General features: G+C 70.4%; 13 protein-coding genes. 4 read left to right on the forward strand and 9 right to left on the reverse strand.

From position 1 onward, the window contains the following. Nucleotides 1-26: 26 nt before the first annotated feature. The 8 genes from fabF to MXD60_RS08205 all read right to left on the reverse strand — a co-directional run bounded on the left by fabF (nucleotide 27) and on the right by MXD60_RS08205 (nucleotide 9,976). Nucleotides 27-1,292, reverse strand: a complete 1,266-nt coding sequence (fabF, locus tag MXD60_RS08170; RefSeq protein WP_248818385.1) for a beta-ketoacyl-ACP synthase II — start codon at nucleotides 1,290-1,292, stop codon at nucleotides 27-29. Further along, nucleotides 1,282-2,970 (reverse strand): thiamine pyrophosphate-binding protein, encoded by a 1,689-nt coding sequence (locus MXD60_RS08175; protein WP_248818386.1) that lies wholly within the window; start codon nucleotides 2,968-2,970, stop codon nucleotides 1,282-1,284. Before MXD60_RS08175 ends, fabF begins: the two co-directional genes overlap by 11 nt. Beyond that, nucleotides 2,967-3,941 (reverse strand): ACP S-malonyltransferase, encoded by a 975-nt coding sequence (locus tag MXD60_RS29330; RefSeq protein ID WP_248818387.1) that lies wholly within the window; start codon nucleotides 3,939-3,941, stop codon nucleotides 2,967-2,969. The genes MXD60_RS08175 and MXD60_RS29330 overlap by 4 nt, the downstream gene beginning before the upstream one ends. 33 nt (nucleotides 3,942-3,974) lie before the next feature. After that, nucleotides 3,975-4,763 (reverse strand): DUF4429 domain-containing protein, encoded by a 789-nt coding sequence (locus tag MXD60_RS08185; protein ID WP_248818388.1) that lies wholly within the window; start codon nucleotides 4,761-4,763, stop codon nucleotides 3,975-3,977. 12 nt (nucleotides 4,764-4,775) lie between these two features. Continuing rightward, complete coding sequence (locus MXD60_RS08190) at nucleotides 4,776-4,979, reverse strand: DUF5708 family protein (RefSeq protein ID WP_248818389.1); 204 nt, start codon at nucleotides 4,977-4,979, stop codon at nucleotides 4,776-4,778. Then, on the reverse strand, nucleotides 4,955-6,295 hold the full coding sequence (locus MXD60_RS08195) for an MFS transporter (protein ID WP_248818390.1): 1,341 nt from the start codon (nucleotides 6,293-6,295) through the stop codon (nucleotides 4,955-4,957). Before MXD60_RS08195 ends, MXD60_RS08190 begins: the two co-directional genes overlap by 25 nt. 308 nt (nucleotides 6,296-6,603) lie before the next feature. Continuing rightward, nucleotides 6,604-9,345, reverse strand: coding sequence for a class III lanthionine synthetase LanKC (lanKC, locus tag MXD60_RS08200; protein WP_248818391.1), 2,742 nt, complete (start codon nucleotides 9,343-9,345; stop codon nucleotides 6,604-6,606). A 19-nt stretch (nucleotides 9,346-9,364) separates the two neighbouring features. Beyond that, entirely contained in the window at nucleotides 9,365-9,976 is a 612-nt protein-coding gene (locus MXD60_RS08205) for a GNAT family N-acetyltransferase (RefSeq protein ID WP_248818398.1), read from the reverse strand. 604 nt (nucleotides 9,977-10,580) lie between these two features. Between MXD60_RS08205 and MXD60_RS08210 the strand changes: the two genes are divergently transcribed. Genes MXD60_RS08210 through MXD60_RS08225 form a run of 4 tightly spaced genes read left to right on the forward strand, consistent with a single transcriptional unit; the run spans nucleotide 10,581 to nucleotide 17,493 of the window. Beyond that, entirely contained in the window at nucleotides 10,581-11,522 is a 942-nt protein-coding gene (locus MXD60_RS08210; protein ID WP_248818392.1) for a ferritin family protein, read from the forward strand. A 2-nt stretch (nucleotides 11,523-11,524) separates the two neighbouring features. After that, nucleotides 11,525-14,305 carry an aldehyde dehydrogenase family protein gene (locus MXD60_RS29335; protein ID WP_248818393.1) on the forward strand — a complete coding sequence of 927 codons (2,781 nt, stop codon included), beginning with the start codon at nucleotides 11,525-11,527 and terminating at the stop codon, nucleotides 14,303-14,305. After that, the gene (locus MXD60_RS08220) at nucleotides 14,302-15,630 is read left to right on the forward strand and encodes a cytochrome P450 (RefSeq protein WP_248818394.1); all 1,329 of its coding nucleotides are present in this window, start codon (nucleotides 14,302-14,304) and stop codon (nucleotides 15,628-15,630) included. Before MXD60_RS29335 ends, MXD60_RS08220 begins: the two co-directional genes overlap by 4 nt. Before the next feature lie 6 nt (nucleotides 15,631-15,636). Beyond that, nucleotides 15,637-17,493 carry an FAD/NAD(P)-binding protein gene (locus tag MXD60_RS08225; RefSeq protein WP_283098019.1) on the forward strand — a complete coding sequence of 619 codons (1,857 nt, stop codon included), beginning with the start codon at nucleotides 15,637-15,639 and terminating at the stop codon, nucleotides 17,491-17,493. Here the strand turns inward: MXD60_RS08225 and MXD60_RS08230 are convergent. Further along, a complete protein-coding gene (locus tag MXD60_RS08230; RefSeq protein ID WP_248818395.1) occupies nucleotides 17,474-17,674 on the reverse strand; it encodes a hypothetical protein in 201 nt (66 codons plus the stop codon). The two genes, MXD60_RS08225 and MXD60_RS08230, sit on opposite strands and share 20 nt — an antisense overlap. Nucleotides 17,675-17,819: the final 145 nt, after the last annotated feature.

Below are 17,819 nucleotides of genomic sequence, written 5' to 3' on the forward strand. Positions count from 1 at the left end.
GGACGCCCGCGGCGAACTGGTCCTGGTCAGGCGGAAGCCCAACGGCGAAGGATCACCACCGCGTTGTGACCGCCGAAGCCGAAGGAATTGCTCATCGCGACGTGGATGTCGTGTTTCTGCGCATGGCAGGCGACGAAGTTCATCTCGGTATCCAGGGGACGGTCGCAGTTGATGGTGGGCGGGGCGATGCCGTCCCGGATCGCCAGGCAGCAGACGATCGCCTCGACGGCGCCGCTGGCGCCGATCATGTGTCCGGTCATCGACTTGGTCGAGCTGACCGGGATGCTGGTCGCGTGTGTACCGAGCACCTCGCGAACCGCGTGGACCTCGCGCTCATCCCCGACCGGTGTGCTCGTGCCGTGCGCGTTGACGTAGTCGAGCGCACGGGGCTCGATCGACGCGTCGTCCAGTGCCGCGCGCATCGCGGCCTTGGCGCCCGCGCCCTCGGGATGCGGTGACGTCCAGTGGTGGGCGTCGGAGGTGGCGGCGTAGCCGATCAGCTCGGCGAGGATCGGTACGCCGCGGGCCAGCGCGTGCTCGGCCTCCTCAAGCACCATGATCCCCGCTCCGGCGCTCATCACGAAGCCGTCACGGTCGGCGTCGAACGGCCGGGAGGCGAGTTCTGGTTCGTCGTTGCGGACCGACAGCGCTCGGGCGTTGCCACTGCCGGCGATCTCACAGCGGGTCACGCAATTGTCCGCTCCGCCGGCGATGACGACGTCGGCGAAGCCGAACTGGATCCAGCGGGCGGCCTCGCCGAGCGAATCGGTGCCCGTAGCGCAGGCGGAGCTCTGCGCCCGGCTGGGCCCCCTCGCGCCGAAACGCATGCTGATCTCGCCCGCCGCGTTGTCAATGGCCCCGGCGACCTGGGCGAACGGACTGATCGCCCGCGGCCCCTTGGCACGCAGTGTGTCGGCGACGGTGTGGTTGTAGCTGACCGCGCCGTAGCCACTGCCCACGAGGACGCCGACGCGGTCGGCGAGGCCCTCGTCGATCTCCAGCTTGGCGCTCTCCACCGCCTGGGTGGCGGCGCCCAGCGCGTACAGCGCGTACAGGTCCAGCCGGCGGCTCACCTTCCGCGGAACGTACACGTCCGGGTCGAAGCCGCGAACTTCGCCGCCGATGCGGGTGTTCAGGTCGGAGACATCGAAACTCCTGATGGCGCCGATGCCGCTGCGGCCGGCCACCATCGCGGCCCAGGTGTCCTCCACTCCGAGCCCCAGCGGCGTCACCGCCCCCCAGCCCGTGACCACCACGCGCCGCCGCAGCCGCCTCATCGGCTCATGCACCATGTCCACTCCCGGGGAAGTCGCCGTCGACGTCGGACAGTCCCGGCGGGGCGTCGGCGAGGTCCACCGGCACGAACAGCACCGCCGGCCGTCCCTCGGCGCAGGCCTCGAGCGCCCGGCGTAGCGCCTCCTCGGCCTGCTCCGGACGTTCGAGGACCGCGTGGGACACGCGCGGGCCGCTGGGGCGAAGAAGCGGCAGCCCGCCGTCGGCGAACACGAACCGATCGCCGGCGAGGCCCCGTTGGTCGAGCTGGGACTGCAGCCAGCCGTACCCGCCGTTGCACAGCACCACGTACAGGACACCGATGTGCTCGCTGGCGAGCGTCTCCAGATCCGCACCGGCGAGGGTGAACGCGCCGTCGCCGACGAAGGCGACGACCTGCCGGCGCGGCGCGGCGAGCGCCACGCCCGCGGCCGCGGCCACCCCGAACCCGAGGCTGGTCTGCTCGGACGGGACGACGGAGCCCGCCGGAGCCCGGCACGGCAGGTGCGGAAAGACATAGGACCACATGTCCTGCAGGCCGTTCTCCTGGACGACTATCCGGTCCGGTGGGAGCAGTCCGTCCATCGTCGCGAGCAGGTGGGCGATCGCCGACGTGCCGGCCAGCACCTCCTTCGCCGCCGCGTCGATCGCCGTGCGCGTCTCGGCGAGGCGCCGCTGCCAGCCGGCGTCGGGTACGTGGTCGGCCAGCGCGGCGCACCACGCGGCAGCGGCCTGCCCCGCGTCGGCGAGCACCCGGGGGCCGTCGAACTCGGCGGAGAACTCCTCGGGGGCCAGGTTGACCTGCACCACGCGCGGCGAGGACCACCCGAACGTCGCGGTCTCCTCCAGGCGGCTGCCCAGGGCCACCACCAGATCCGCCTGCTCCCACAGCGGGGCGGCGGCGGCCGGCAGGTAGAGGCCTGACAGGCCGAGGAAGCGTGAGTTCGCCTCATCGAGGGTGCCGCGCCCGGAAGCGGTACTGAACATCGCCGCGCCAAGGCGCTCCGCGAGCAGCTCCAGGATCCCCTCGGCATTGCGGTGGCGGCTGCCGCCACCGGCCAGCAGGACGGGGCGGCGCGAGCCGCGCAGCGCGGCCAACGCGTCGCTGTTCGCGGGCGGCCGGTAGGACGCCGTCGACTCGACCGTGATCCTCGGGAGTCGCCCGGCCGGGATGGGTGTGTTGGTCAGCTGGTCCGGCAGTTCGAGGTAGACCGGGCCGGGTACGCCGCCGACCGCCACGGCCCAGGCCCGGTCCAGCGCGGGCCGGACGCGGTCCGGATGGTCGACCCGGTGCGCCCACTTCACCAGTGGCGCCATGAGGGGCAGCTGCTCCAGTTCCTGAAAGGCCGCTGACCCCCGGCGTTCGACGGCGGTGCCCGCGGCGAGCACGAGCAGCGGCGCCGCCGAGCGGGCCGCCTCCAGCACACCGGTCAGCACGTTCGTCGAAGCCGGGCCCTTGCCGACGACGCAGACACCCGGTCGGCCGGACTGGATCGCATAGCCGGTCGCCATGAAGGCCGCGTTGCGCTGATCCCGGCAAAGCACCATGCGCGGGGAACGGCCCGCCGGGTCGCCGTCCCGCAGGGCCGCGAGCAGCGTCAGGTCGTCGGCTGGCAGCCCGAAGACGGTGTCGGCGCCGGCCGCGGTGAGGAAGGCGACGACGGCGTGCCAACAGCCGGGATGAGCGGGGGAGCTCACCGCACCGTCACCGCCGCAGGCGTCGGCGCCGCCGCGGGTCGCGCGGCGGGAAGGCGGAAGCCCTTTGTCGGGAAGTCGGCGACCGTTCTGGGGGTGATCATTCCGGTGGGTACGCTCGCGCCGGTGAGCCGGGCGAACATGTTGCGGGGGCCGACGACGAAGGCCCGGTCCGCTCCGCTCGCCTGGATTCCCGCGGCGACTGTGGACCAGTGGACCGGCGTGGTCCAGCCGTCAAGGAGGTCTTTCATGATCGCGACTCGGTCGGTCAGCAGGCGCCCGGTGACGTCGGAGATCATGGGAAGCCGCACGTCACGCCAGGTGAGCCGGCTGTACACCTCGGCCTCGAGCCGCTGCCGCAGGTCGGCCACCATCGGACAGTGCTCCGCCCGGTTCATCAGGTAGAAGGCACGTCCGCCCGCCCGCGTGACCAGCTCCCGGAGGCGCTCCAGGCCCGACATCGTGCCGGACACGCCGTACACCCGGTTGTCGAGGTAGATCGAGCCCTCGACACGGTGGCCCTCCGCCCGGCACTCCTCGAGCAGAGCGTCGACGTCGTCGGCCGCCAGCCGATAGAAGAAGAAGCAGCCGAGCGATTCCGTGAGCCCGCCGAAATAGTCCAGCTCCACCCGGGTGCTCTCGCGGACCAGCCGCAGCCCGTCCGCGTAGTCGAGCGCCCCGGCGTAGACAGCGCCGACGATGGCCCCGAAACTCTGGCCACCGAACACCACCGGATCGAGGTCGAGACAGTCACCGGCCCAGTCCGCGAGGGCGAGGTTCAGCGCCATGAAACCAGCTTCGTAGACCTCCCAGTCGTAGACGTCCGCCCGCTCGTACGCCGCGATCAGCGAATATCCGAGAATGTCGTCCGCGATCGCGGTCCGCTTGCGGGCGTACGGATTCCCGGTGAAGAAATCGGCGATCGAGGGGAAAGTGGTGGGAACCAGACCGGGAAAGTAGATCGCATCGGCCACCTGCGCCTCCAGACCGCGGCCGTGACCCAGCGGTCACGGCCGGTCGAGTGATTGATGACTGGCTCGTGCGCGATTGCCCGGGGCGAGTGCCTCCGCCGGGCGACCGTCGGGACTGTTTCGTTGAATTTCGACGAGCAGGGACGCGGCGAACGGCAACGAGCGCGCGAGTCCGCCGTACCCCAGACCGAACAGAATCACCCGCGGGTCGTCTTCGGGTGCGAGTGCACCGGCACTGTCGCCGGTGGCGTGGACCGCGAGGTGACCGGACAGCAGTCCCGGCCGCACCCATTCCGCGCTCTCCAGGGCTGAGAGCGGATAAACGCTCGTCCCCAGCGCACGTTTGATCGGACTTGCTGCGCTGTTCCAGCGGAAACGCAGCACGTCGGCATCGAGATGAGCCTCGCCGTCGTAGCATTTCAACCGTAGTGGGAGCGGGTCGGCGGCCAGCAGGAAAAGTGGGCTCGGCGCGGGGTGCAGAGGCTTCGTACCCGCACGCAGCCGCAGGTCACGGGCATAAAAATTGGCCAGGTCCGCCTGGTCGTTGTCGAGTTCCAACCGGTGCGGATCGTGATCGTCCGGCAGTTGGCCAGCGGCCGCTGTCAGGTATGGGTCGGCGCCGGCGCGAAGGATGAGCCACAGCACCCAGGCACCGTCCCCCCGACCAACGCCCGCGTCCGCGATCGCCTCATTCGGGACGACCCGCCGACCGATCCGGCGCAGCAGTCGAGGAACATCGAGACTGGTTGCGTACTCAATGACAACGTGGTCGGCGTGAAACGTCCAGGTTGCGTTGCTCCCGACCAGCTTGAATCCCAGATCCATGGCACCCCCGGGCTAGCGCCCTTGGCTCTTCTTGGGCGGGAAAACCATTACCGTCGTGGTGATCACCAGTTCGATGACGCCGAGCACCACCAGCACGACGCCCACCTTGGTCAGAGTGAACACCGGGGTATGCACCGCGTCCGTGGTGAAGTAGAGGATCAGGCCCACGACCAGCATGAACGCGCCGGTGATCAGAGACTTGACATTCGCCGACACGGGGCCTCCTTGGTAACCTCCGCTCCGGACTGATCGGAACCCGCGGACGATCGGGACGTGTCGCCCGGAGACGACAGCGAGACCGAGCGCAGGCCGTACAGTGGCCGGATGAAAAACAGTCCGAAAGCGACTCCAAGATAGCAGCACCCGAGTACGAGGAAGGTCCGGCGACTACCGTTCGCCGAGATCATCCAGGTGAGCAGTGCGACCGCGAGTGGGCTCGGTGCGGACACAACCGTGGTGGCGAGGCTCGCGACCCCGCCGAACACGCGCTCGGGTACCCGTTCCTGAAGTACCAGCATGTACAACAGATCGACGGGACTGATCACGAGGCCGGCGACGAACATTGCCGCCAGCGCGATCGGAACGCTGGTCACCACCGCAAGCGTCAGCACCACCATCGCGAATGACAGATAGGCACCCAGATAGACGCCCCGCCGGGGCATCCGATGGCCCATGACCCCGTAGGCGATCGTGCCGGCCAGCGACCCCGCCCCGAAGAAACTCACCAGGCCGCCGTACCAGGCCGCTGATCCGAGTTCCTCCTCCGCATACATGGTGAGTCCGATCGAGGCGAGTCCGGTGTCCAGCGCCGCGAACACCATGGTGCTGATGACGAGCACCCGCAGCAGCCGGTCGTACCAGAAGAAACGCAGCGCGACCCGCAGGTGCTCGTAGTACGACTGTCCGTTGGTCGCCCGGGACTCGGCGGTGGCCGTTGGCGCGGCCAGGAGCAGCCCGAGGATGACGGCGGTCAGGCCGCCGGCGACCGCCTCCAGAAGGACGGTGACGGGGCTGCCGAGAAATCCGACGACGACCCCCGCGAGAATCGGCCCGAGCAGGCTCGCCAGCGCGTTCATTCCTCGCAGCGTCGCATTCGCGCGCTCGAGGGTCCGCCCGGACTCGCCGGCCACCGCGGGCAGCAGGCCGAAGGTGGCCACCCGGCCCGGCTCGTCCGCCCCGGCACGCACGAACGCGAGGAACAGCAGCAGCCAGGCGGGCAGGGCATCGGTCAGGTACAGAACGAGCGTGGATGCATTGGCCCCGGCACCGATCAACGCCGAACCCAGCCAGGACCGGTGCAGGCCCCAGCGGTCCAGCAACGGCCCCATCAACACTCCGGTGAGGACCGACGCGACGATGGAAACCGTGACGACCGCTCCCGTGAAGGCGATGTCCCCGACGGCGTCGAGCACGAACAGCGGATAGGCGACCCCGCCGACACTGTTGCCGACGAGGCTGATGCCGAAAGCCGTTCGCAGGACCCCGTACTGGTGTTCCCGGACAGCGCCGAAATCCCGGTGCCTGCCGGGCATGGCTGGACCTCCGCGGAAGGCGGGACGGACACGGGCGCGAAAGCGGCGCCCGCGCCCGCCCCAGCTCCGGCTTTCTCAGCAGTTGTTGCTTACGGTGCTGGATGGCAGCAGGGACTCGGCGGCGTCGGTCACCAGGTCCTGCAGGTCGAAAACGCTCATCGCATTATCACCCCCTCTTCTCGACACCGGGAGGCCGATCAGCGCGGCTGCGCTGATCGGATGGTGCGATCAGCAGTTGTTGCTGATCGTGCTGCCGAGTAGGGCGGTCTCCGCCGCCTCGGTCGTGAGGCCCTGGAGGTCGAGGACGGTCATGTTCGCACCTTTCGGTCGCTGCTCTGATTCCCGACCACACATCCGGAGGAGTCTGTTGTATCGGATCCTGGTGTGGCCTCGACGGCCGAGGCCTGGCTGGCCGGCGCGTCTCCGACTGGAGACAGGAAGGGTAGAAACGGCACCGCGGGGTCCAGGACGGACGCTGCCGCCACCAATACACCCGCATTGCCCGTTGCAAAATCCATGGACAAGCGGCTACATCCGTCACCGGGAAAGGAGACATGTCCATGGAAGGCGAGCGCGTGCCATCCGAGATTATTCAGCTGGTCTCGCACTCGCGCTGTCCCCACTATATCGGGAATGGTGTGGGAAAGTCGAGAGAAAGTCGCGACCAGTCCAGCGCGTCCATGAAAGAGGTTCGCGTCCGCGGTGAACGCGCTGCGGCACGACCGGCTCAGCGGCGCCAGCGCGGCCAGAACGCGTTCGTCGGTCGTGTGGGCGCGGAGTTCGGCCGCGACGAGTGCGATGCCCGCGCTACCGACGTCCAGATACGGCAGCGCCCGGAACCCGCCGTTCACCTGGAGAGAGCCGTCCGGCATCGGCACGCACAGGTCGAGGTCGCGGTGCAACGCCCGCACGGCGGCGTCGAGCCACCGCCGTTCGCCCGTGGCCTCGGACAGGCGCAACAGGAACAGCGCGGGTCCCGACCAGCCGCGCAGCAGGCCTGCGCACGTTCCCGCGTTCCGGGCCCGGCCAAGATCTCCGGCCGGCCGGTCGACTCCGTGCGGTGCGCCGTCGTCGACCGCGGCCGTGAGCCGCTCGCCGAGGCGCCGCGCCACGCTCGCGTAACCGGCATAGTCACCGTGGTCCCCGCTTCGGGTGGACAGGTGCAAGAGGTTCAGGCCTATCCCGGCCATCCCTGCGGCCAAGGTGACGTTCGTGGTCTCCTCGACCAGTTCGGCGCACCGGTCCACCAGCGCCGCCGCCGCGGCGGGCTGACCGAGCAGATCGAGGACGTGAGCGACGCCGTGCGCGCCGTCGAGGAACCCCGGGCGGGTCGCGGGCTGGTCTGCCCGCGCCAGCAGCCACCGCTCGTGCGCGGCGTCGAGGTCGAATCCGGCGACCCGCATCGCCCACAGGACGCCGGCGGCGCCGTGGGCGAACGTCGCGCCGCCGGTACGAAACACCTCGAGGTCCGCGGGGAAGAGAAGGTGCGCGCGCCCCGGGGTCGCGGCCCGCCTGATCGCCGCCGCCATGGAGCCCAGCGCCGCCGGCCAGTGCAGTCCGCCGCCGCGGGTGACCGGCGGCGTCCGGTCGTGTGGGTCGTCCTGTCCGGCGCCGGGTTCGGCGACGGGGGGGACCGCGCGCTCGGGGGACCGGCCCGCGACCGCCTGGATGGTCGCCACGAAGCCGGTTGGCAGCTCGAAGTTCCGCTCGGCCGCCGTGGCGAGATCGTCAAGCTTGTCCGGCGTGAGGCTCAGCAGTGACGTCAGCGGTAGGAACAGCCACAGCCGCAGCACCGCCAGAGCGTGCAGGTCGATGTCGCGGCCGCGTTTGCCGCTGGCGGTGAAGCCGGCGTGCCCCATCGTCTGCCGGCGGTCCTCGGCGATGTCGAAGGCCGACTCGAAGTCGACGAAGCTGACCATGTCGTCCTCGTTGACCAGAATGTTGGCCGGATGCAGGTCGGCGAACACGATGCCGCGGTCGTGCAGGCGGCCGACGAGCGCGCCGACCCGGTCCGCGAGCGCCAGCGCGCGGGTGGTGTAGGCCTGCCGCTCGGCGACGCTCGGGGCCTCCCGCACCAGGGGGAACTCCCGCGCCTGCCACTGCTGCAGGGAGCCCCCGGACATCCGCTCCAGGACCAGGTAGCGATGCCCGGCGACGGTTAGCTCAGCCAGCACGCGGGGGACACCGGTGACGCCTGCCAGCCGTCGCAGCGCCCACGCCTCCGCTGCCATCCTGTCGACGGCGTCCCGGCCGTCGCTGCCCAGCCCGGCGTGCGGGCGCGCCTCCTTCAGCACGACGGCGCGGCCGTCCTCCTCCCGGACGGCCGCGTAGACCCCACCTCCGTTGGAGAAGTGCATCGCCTCGGTGACGCGGTAGCCCACCAGCGAACCCGCGCGACGACGGGCGTCGATGCTGTTGGCGAGGACATCGGGAACCTCCGCCCAGCTCGGCGGGGAGAAGATCGGACGCCGCTCGTCCGGCACAAGCGTGCCGTCCGGACGCTCGACCGCGAGCACCCGCTCGCCGTCTGGCGTCCAGACGTACCGCGCGGTGAAGCCGCCGTAGCGGACATGGAGCGGCCCGTCTCGATAGCGAACGTCGCTGAGGATGTACGGGCCGTCGGCGCCACCGAGTTCGGCGTCCAGCTGCTCCAGGCTGCGGCGCAACTCCGCGGGGTCCCGCGGGTAGATCGCGACCACCTTGCCGCTGGACGCGCGGGGCGCGTACTTGAGGTTGTACGCCAACACGAGACCGGGAGTCGCGAGGAACTTGAACGCCACGCCTCGCGTGAAGCAGTGCCGGGCGGCGACCTCCACGGCGATATGAGCGTTGTCCGGGGTGGCTGAAACGTGGATCTTCCAGCCCTGGGTGGGCGGCGGCGAGGTGACCGGCGGCGTGCACACGATCCAGCCGTCGTGGTGTGCGCGTGTCCAACCGTGAGGGAGAGCCTCCCGGCCGGGTCGGAACGTCGGTTCGCGTGGCCGCCAGTAGCGGGGATCCTCGAAGAAGATCGGATCCGCGAGGCTGTACAGCTCGGCTGACGGCCTCATCGCCGGCTCCCTTCCGCGGTCAGTACGGCCGCTCCCGCGACGCCCGGCCGACGAAGTCCCGCAGGGATGTCGGTGGATCCTCAGCGAGGTACCTGGCGAAGGCCGCCTGGGCATGCTGCTTGTCTCCGGCTGGCACCAGGTCAGCGACGGGGCTCCGTTTCGCGAAAGCTCTCGCTGCCTCGACAAATTCGTCGCGAAGGATAGACCAGATGGTTCGATCGTGATATTGGCCGTCGATGAAGTAGTAATCCCTGAGTACTCCCTCCAGCACGAAGCCACCCTTGGTGAGGATGCTCATCGTGTGCCGGTTGAAGGAGGCCGTGGCGAACTCCACGCGATGCGCGTTCAGCTGATGAAAGAGGTGGTCGACCAGGATCGCGAGCGCGTCCGCCCCGCAGCCGCTGTTCCATTTCTCGGGGTCGCCTATGGCGCCGCCGACGGCATACGAACCAGCGCTTCCGACCTTGCGGTGATTCACCATCCCGACCGGCTCGCCGCTGGTCGCCACTACCATGAAGTAGCGGACGGCGCCGCTGTCGTCCGCCTCTTTGATCGCCGCCGCGGTGACCCGCTCGTGCGTGTCACCGGTCAGCGCGCTCGCCGGCGCGAATGGCCTGAGCCAGTCCTCCATCACGTGGTAGTCCTCGGCGGAGGGTGACCGCAGCGAGCACAGGTTTCTCGACAATTCTGTCAACTCCCGGCGTGACCTGCACGGTTTGGCTCCAGGTCCGCGATAAAGTTTCTTGCGCAATCAACTGTCGCGGCCGAACCTCTCGGGACCAACACGCCTGCGCGTCGGATCGGGCGCCTGTGCACCCCTGATCTCGCGAGAAGATGTTCGAGAGCAGCCTAGCATCCGGGATAGGTGTGTCAACTACATGGCCGTGGGGCCCGGTGTGTGGGGGCGACGCCCACCCCGCACGTATTTCTTGCACCGCTTACCTGCACCGTGAGAATGAACGGCCTGTTCGTGAGGTCGCCGTCCTGTCTGGTTGACGTCACCGAGCCCGTCTTCCGGTGGACTGGCCTTCCGCATTGTGTACGCTCGCCCCGTCAGGGCTGTCGCGGCCACCGGCTGTTCTCGCGTGCAATTCGACGCCCGCCGTGGCTGGGCGATCGTTCTGCCTTATGCATATCCACACGGCTCCATTCGCCCGCGGCGCTCCGCCGGAACGGTCCGGCACCAGTTTTCGCGATCGCCGTCGCGGGTCAGAAGCGACGGCTGGAGGACGCCAATGACCAGATGGACGACCCTGCTGATGGACGACGCGCGGCTACGCGCGCTCCCCGGTCCGCCGGCCGGGGGACCGGCGGAGGACACTGCCGGCCCCGGCCCGACCCCCCTTGAGCTCTACCGACGATGGGAGCGTCAGCAGTGGTCCGCCGAGGCACTCGATCTCAGCGGCGACCGCCAGGCGTTCGCGGACGAACGCCATCCGGCCGTGATGCGGGACATGCTGCGCAGCGCGGTCACGACCTTCATCATCGGCGAGTACACCGGCCTCGACATGCTCGGCCCGATCCTCACCGGGTCCCCCGCCGAGGAATACACGCTGTTCCTCGGCACCCAGACGGCCGACGAGACCCGGCACACCCGCGCGATGTTCCGGATGGGAACCGAGGTCCTCGGGCTGTCGGCGGACCCGAGGACGATGCTTGCGCAGGCCTGGCGGCTGGCCACCCTCGCCCACCACGAACTCGCCCTCCTTGAGGGTGAGGCCGCGCGGGACGTGCGCGCGCAGCCCATGGACTACGGCCGGTGGCTACGCGCCGTCGTCCTGTTTCATCTGATCACCGAAGGAGTGCTGGCCCTCGTCGGTCAGCGGGTCCTCGTCCACGCGCTGCGTGAGATCAGGGCATTCGAGGGCATCAGGACCGCCTTCGTCGCGATGGGCCGCGACGAGTCCCGCCACGTCGGCTTCGGACTGCACGCGCTGCGCCGCGGCATCCAGGAGGGCCACGCCGAGGTGATCTACGGCGCCCTTGAGGAGGCCGCGCCGCTCGCGCTGCGGCTCGACACCGAGTTCGACGGCATCGCTGTCGACTTCCGGCAGATGAGCGTGGAGGTTCTGCGCCGTCATCTCGGCCGGATCGGCGCCTCCCCGGTCTTCGTCTCGCACCTGCTCGACCACTACACCCCCCGTATCACCCCCCGCACTGACCGAGAGCAGGAGTGATCGTGAATCAGGACGCCATCCGGATCGTCTTCCAGCACGGAGCCCTGTCCGCGACCGACGTCTCCCGGACCTGCGCGGGTATCACCGACCGGCTGCTCGCGATGGGACTGCGCGCCGGGGACCGGGTCGGACTGGTCGCCGCGAACTCGGTGGACCATGTGCTGGCCACGCTCAGCCTCATGCACCTGGACGTGTCCCTCATCCTGCTCGACGATCAGCAGGCGCCGGCGGAACGGGCGGCGGTACTGCGCCGTGCCCGCGCCCGCTGGCTCCTCCACGACACCGCGGGGGAGCACGAAAGTGCGGGGGACGCGGCGGGGGAGACGACGAACGGGACGACCCTCGACAACGACGCGGCGGCGCCACGCCGGATCGCGCTCGGGACGCTCGTCGCCGGTGCGGCGCCCTCGCCGGCGTGCCCCGCCTTCGAGCTGGATCTCGAGCCCTGGTGGACCCGTGACGACGCCCTCATCCTGTCCTCCTCGGGTACCACCGGCATCCCGACGATGGTGGTGCGGTCCGGACCGGGTCTGCTCGGCAACATCGAGCGCACCCTGCGTCGGATGGGGTACACCAGCGGCGACGTACTGCTGCCACTGCTGCCGATGTCCCACCAGTACGGACTGTCGCTCCTCATGGCATGGTGGCTGTCCGGGTGCTGCCTGGTGGTCGTTCCCCATTCCCGTATCGACCGCGCGATCGAGGCCGTCACCACGCTGAACGTGACCGTGGTCGACGGCGCCCCGTCGACCTACCACAGCCTGCTGCGCATGATGAAGGGCCGGTCGGTGGACCGCGCGGCGCTGGCGTCGGTCCGGATGTGGTGCGTGGGCGGAGCTCCGCTCGGCCGCGGCCTGGCGGAGCAGTTCGCCGCGTTCGCCGGCGCCCCGCTGCTGGACGGCTACGGCAGCACCGAGGCGGGCAACATCGCGCTGGCCTCGCGGGCGCGGCCCCGGCTGTGCGGCGAACCGTTGGACGGCGTCGAGGTCGAGGTCGTCCGCGAGGACGGCAGGGCGGCCGCCGACGGCGAGATCGGCGAGATCGTGGTCCGCACGCCCGACCTGATGGTCGCCACGATCGATGCGCAGGGACGGCTGCGGCGCGTCGACAGCACCGTCCACCGGACCGCGGACATCGGATACCGGACGGCGGCCGGCGACCTCGCGGTCCTCGGTCGCAAAGGCGCGGTGCACCGGCACGGCCACACGCTCTACCCGGACGCCTTGGCGCACAAGGCGGAGGCGGCCGGTGCGCCGGTGAAGGTCATCGACGTGCCCGACGAGCGACGAGGTTGCCGCCTCGTCTTCGTCGTGGCCGACTCCGGCGGGGACGCCCGGCATTGGCGCCAGGCCATCCGACCGCATCTGGCCACCCATGAGCAGCCCAACCAGGTTCTGGTGGTGCCGTCGCTGCCGCTGAACCGCAACGGGAAGGTGGACACGGCGGCGCTGCGCTCGCTGGTGGCGGCGGAACTCCGTCGCGGCGACGAGGCGCTCACCGCGCCCCATGCGGTGGAGCGGGCCGCGGTGGAGCCGGCCGGGCCGGCGCAGGCATCCGACGTCTCCTACATCCCACTGCCGGAGCGGGTGTCGTCGCTGCTCGCCGTCGCACGCTATCTCGAGGAGCACCGTGACGACGTCCTGACGATCCTCACCGAGGTGTCGAACCACCGAACCGCCGTCAGCGAGATCGACGCGGCCATCGCGACGTTGCGCGGCGCCGCGCTGGAGGTCTCCACCTACCGGCCCTCGCTCGTCGAACGCGCCTCGGTGTTCCTGCCGTCCAACATTCCGCTGTACGCCTACGCGCTGTTCCTGCTGATCCCGAGCCTCTACAGCGAGCGGGTGACCTTCCGGCCGTCGGGCCAGATCCGGTCCACCCTGGGGCGCCTGCACGAGCTGTTGGCCAAGGTGCACGAGCTGCCGATCACGGTGTCGAACACCACCCAGCGCGAGTTTGTCTGTGGTTCGGTCGCCGAGTCCGACCTGGTCGTGTTCACCGGTACCTACGCGAACGCGGAGAAAATCCGTTCGCGACTCGGCAGGGAGCAGCTGTTCATCTTCTTCGGGCAGGGCATCAATCCGTTCATCACCGGTCCGGGCGCCGACGTGGATCTCGCCGCCCGCGACGCCGTGGAGATCCGGCTGCTCAACTCCGGGCAGGACTGCTTCGGCCCAGACGTGATCTTCGTGCACGAATCCATCGGCGACGAGTTCATGACCCTGCTGACCAGGCGGCTCGACGAGCTGAGGGTCGGTCCCTACGACGATCCGACTGCTGACTACGGCGCGATGTACTACAGCCAGGCCTTCGGCTTCGCGTTGGAGTACCTCCTGGACAATGCCGAGCACATCGTGCACGGCGGGCAGGTCGACGTGCCTGGGCGCTGGCTGCAGCCCACGGTGCTCAGCCGCGCCCTCACCGACGTCAAACCGGCCTGTGAGGAGCTGTTCGCCCCGGTCTTCAATGTGCTGCGCTACTCGACGGAGCAGGAGCTGCATCGCTTCCTCACCTCACCGTTCTTCGAGGAGCGGGCAATGGGTGCGATGGTCTACGGGGACATGCCGGCCACCGTCAAGCTGCTGGAGCGCCGCCATGAGGTCTGCGTCAACGCCACCCTGCTGCAGACCGAGAACGGGAACGCGCCGATGGGCGGGCGCGGAATGGTCGCCAACTACGTCGCGTTCGGCGGGCGGCGGATCGCCGAACCGCTGCTCGTCTCGAAGGCGATCGCGGACCATCTGAAGCCGGTGGCCACCCGGAGTCGGCGGGAGACGGCATGACCCTCGACACCGCGCTGCCGAGACCGGTCGGTTCTAGGCTGCCAACGATCGTCCAGACCGCGCTGTACTGGATGTTCCCGCGGCGCACCCTGCGTCGCTGGCAGGCCCGCTACGGCGATGTGATCGCGGCGAGCGTCCTTCCCATGGGGGACATCGTGTTCCTCTGCGACGTCGGGGACATCAAGGAACTGATGCGCGCCGACCCGGCACTGTTCCCCGCCGGGGTGGCGAACGCGAAGCTGGGTGGCCCGTTCAGCGAGCACTCCATGCTGATCTCCGACGGGCCCCGGCACACCTCCTCTAGGGCGCTGCTGATGCCTGCGTTCCACGGTCGGGCGGTGCGGGAGCGGGTCGAGGAGATCACCGGGATCGTCGAGGCGCACCTGCGCACCTGGCCCGTCGACCGGCCGTTTCCGCTGCACGGGCGTTGCGAGCAGATCGCGCTTGACGTGATCCTGCGGATTGTGATGGGTGTCGACGAACGCGGGCTGGATGATGTCCGGGCGGCGATGCTGCGGCTCACCCAGGTCGAGTCGTTGCTGGAGCTGTTCCTGTCCGCCGGGCTGCTGGGCCGGCTGCTCCCGTTCGCTCGGCGCCGTCAGCGTGTGCTCGCGGAGTCCCATGATCGGCTGCTTGCCTACATCCAGGCGAGTCGGAACTCCCCGGGCCTGGCGGCGCGTGCTGATGCCGCGGCCCTGCTGATGCGCGCCACGGACGAGGACGGCGAGCCGCTGTCCGACCGTGCGGTCGAGGACCAGCTGATCACGTTGCTGATAGCCGGCTACGAGACCACCGCGACCGCCCTGGCCTGGACGTTCGAGCGTCTTGTCCGAACCCCGGAGGTGCTCGCGCGCGCCACCCGGGCCGCCGCGGAGGACGACGACGAGTACCTCGACGCCGTGGTCAAGGAGAGCCTGCGGGCCCGGACCGTGATCCCCGACCTCAGCCGGATGGCGACCGCCGATACGGATTTCGCTGGTCACCGGATCCGCGCCGGGGTTGTTCTCGCGCCCTGCCTCGACATCGTCCACGAGTCACCGGAGGTGTTCGACGAGCCGATGCGATTCCGGCCGGAGCGCTTTCTGTCCGACCGTGGCGCCACCGCCAACTGGCTGCCGTTCGGGGGCGGAATCCGTCGCTGCCTGGGTGCCGCCTTCGCCCAGACAGAGATGCGCACGATCATCAAACAGTTGCTTCGGTGCTACGAGTTCATCCCCACCTCCGCGCCGGACGAGCGGATGTCACGGCGCCATATCACCACCGCGCCCGGCCGGGGCGCCGTCGTGACGGTCCGCGCACGTACCGCTCTGCCCACCCGCGGGTGACCCGACCTGCGCGGGTCTGCGTCGTCGGCGCGGGGCCCCGCCGGCCCCGGGGGGGGCCACCGGGCGGGGCGCGGGGCCCCCCCCCGCGCGGGGGGGGGGGGGGGCGGCGGGGCCCCCCCCGGAACCGGGGTCGTCCAACGGCTCTGCGCGCTGGCCCGCCCCGGCGAGCTGGAGGTACACGTCATCGATCCGTTTCCGCCGGGCGCGGGGCGGATCTGGCGACGGGCGCAACCCGATCTACTGTGGATGAACTCGCCGGTGTCCGCCGTGTCGGATTTTGGTGGCGCGGACGGACTGCCGTCGCTGTGGGAGTGGTTGCGTGCCGTGCCACCGGCGGCAGCGACGGGCGTTGGACCCGCGGCGCGGGCACAACGAGTGCACGAGCGCTGGTTCGCCACCCGGCCCCTCGCAGGCGCCTACTACGAGTGGGTGTTCGCGCGGGCGGTGGCGGCCGGCATCGACGTCCGGGTCCACGCCGACCGGGCCGTGGACGTTCGCGACAGCGGTGCCGGCCAGGCCGTGTGGCTGGAGTCCGCGCCGGAACCGCTTGTCGTCGACGCGGTCGTGCTTGCCCAGGGACACATCGAGATCCGGCCGGGGGCAGGCGAGCGTGAGCTCGCCGCCCATGCCGACCGTCACGGTCTGCTCTACCGGCCGCCTGGGCTGGCCCGCGCCGTCGAGCTCGACGAGCTTGGCCCGGGGGAGACCGTGCTGCTGCGCGGCCTCGGGCTGACGTTCGTCGACCAGGTCAGCCTGCTCAGTCAGGGCCGTGGCGGCGCCTTTCGCCGAGACCGCGGTACGGGACGCCTCGCCTACCGGGCGTCCGGTCGGGAACCGGTGATCTACGCCGGGTCCCGGCGCGGCGTCCCGTACCACACCAAACCGACATCGACGCTGGTCGCCGGCCCACCGCCGTTGCCGAGTCTCTACACCCGGGAGGCCGTCGCCGCACTCGGCACGGGCCTCGACTTCCGCACGCGGGTCTGGCCGCTGGTGGTGAAGGAGATACTGGGCGGCTACTTCCACGAACTGCTGCTCGGTCATCCCGACCGCGCGGGGATGAGCTGGCCGGAGTTCTCCGCTCGGCTGGCCGCCGCGGCGGCGCAGGAGGTGCCGCGACTGGTGGCAGCTGCCGCGCCGGACCCGGCGGACCGCTATGACCTCGATGTTGTCGCGACGCCGATGGCCGGCCGGGAGTTCGACGACGCCGATCACCTTCAACGATGGACGCGGTCCTACCTCCGCGCGGGCCTGCGTCGCCGCGGCGACCCTCGGTACAGCGCCGAGCTCGGCGCGCTCGCGGCGCTCGGCTCGGCGGTGCTGACCACCCTCGAGGTGGCGCCGCGGCTCACGCCCCGATCCCGCCGGCGCGACGTCGAGGGCTGGTTCCTGCCCCTGGGCGGTTTCCTGTCGAGCGGGCCGCCGCGCCGAAGGATGGAGGAGCTTGTCGCGTTGTCGGAGGCCGGAGTTCTGCGGTTTCTGGGCCCGTCCCCGCGGATCTCGGCGGCGGGCACCGCGTTCACGGCGACGAGCGGGGTCGTGCCCGCCCACGTCGTGCGGGCTACCGGCCTGATCGAGTCCCGCCTGGCCGAACAGGCCCTGGCCACGACCGCGGACCCGCTGCTCACCGCACTGCGGGGACGCGGTGAATGCGCCGCGGACCCGGCGACCGGGCTGCTCGCTGTCCGCGAGGCCGACCGTCGGATACTGCTCCGCTCGGGCGCGGCGCACCCGCGCCGGTTCGCGACCGGCCCCGCGGTCGCCGCGGTCTGCTCTCCGGAGCGCGATCGTGTCCCGGAGTTCGGCTTCTTCGCCGTGAACGACGCGGTGGCGAGGGCGGTCCTCAGCGTCGTAGCCGGCTGAGCGCCGCGCGACCAAGCGTCCAGAACGTGTCGAACACGAACACGGCCGTCCAGATTCGGTCGGCGTTGAGCAGCCAGTCGCCGCTGGAGTTCCAGTACCACCCGGCGTCGTGCGGACCGTCGAACACCGCCTCGGCGGGCCAGCTGTGCCCGTTGACCGCCAGGGCGAACTGCACGACCACGTACACCGCCGCGTGCGCCCACCAGCCGCGGTTCGCGGTCAGCAGGGACTCCGGCCGGGGTGCGTCCGCCTGCGCCCGGCCGCCGGTGCCCGGGCCGGGGGCGCGGGCGGAAAATCAAGACCCACCCCCCCCCCCCCCGGCACCA

Source organism: Frankia sp. AgB32 (assembly GCF_023243045.1).
Classification (GTDB): Bacteria; Actinomycetota; Actinomycetes; order Frankiales; family Frankiaceae; genus Frankia.

Coding starts and splice junctions, on each gene's coding strand:
- fabF (WP_248818385.1), bottom strand. CDS start 1,292: ATGGTGCATGAGCCGATGAGGCGGCTGCGGCGGCGCGTGGTGGTCACG.
- MXD60_RS08185 (WP_248818388.1), bottom strand. CDS start 4,763: ATGGATCTGGGATTCAAGCTGGTCGGGAGCAACGCAACCTGGACGTTT.
- MXD60_RS08195 (WP_248818390.1), bottom strand. CDS start 6,295: ATGCCCGGCAGGCACCGGGATTTCGGCGCTGTCCGGGAACACCAGTAC.
- lanKC (WP_248818391.1), bottom strand. CDS start 9,345: ATGAGGCCGTCAGCCGAGCTGTACAGCCTCGCGGATCCGATCTTCTTC.
- MXD60_RS08205 (WP_248818398.1), bottom strand. CDS start 9,976: ATGGAGGACTGGCTCAGGCCATTCGCGCCGGCGAGCGCGCTGACCGGT.
- MXD60_RS08210 (WP_248818392.1), top strand. CDS start 10,581: ATGACCAGATGGACGACCCTGCTGATGGACGACGCGCGGCTACGCGCG.
- MXD60_RS08220 (WP_248818394.1), top strand. CDS start 14,302: ATGACCCTCGACACCGCGCTGCCGAGACCGGTCGGTTCTAGGCTGCCA.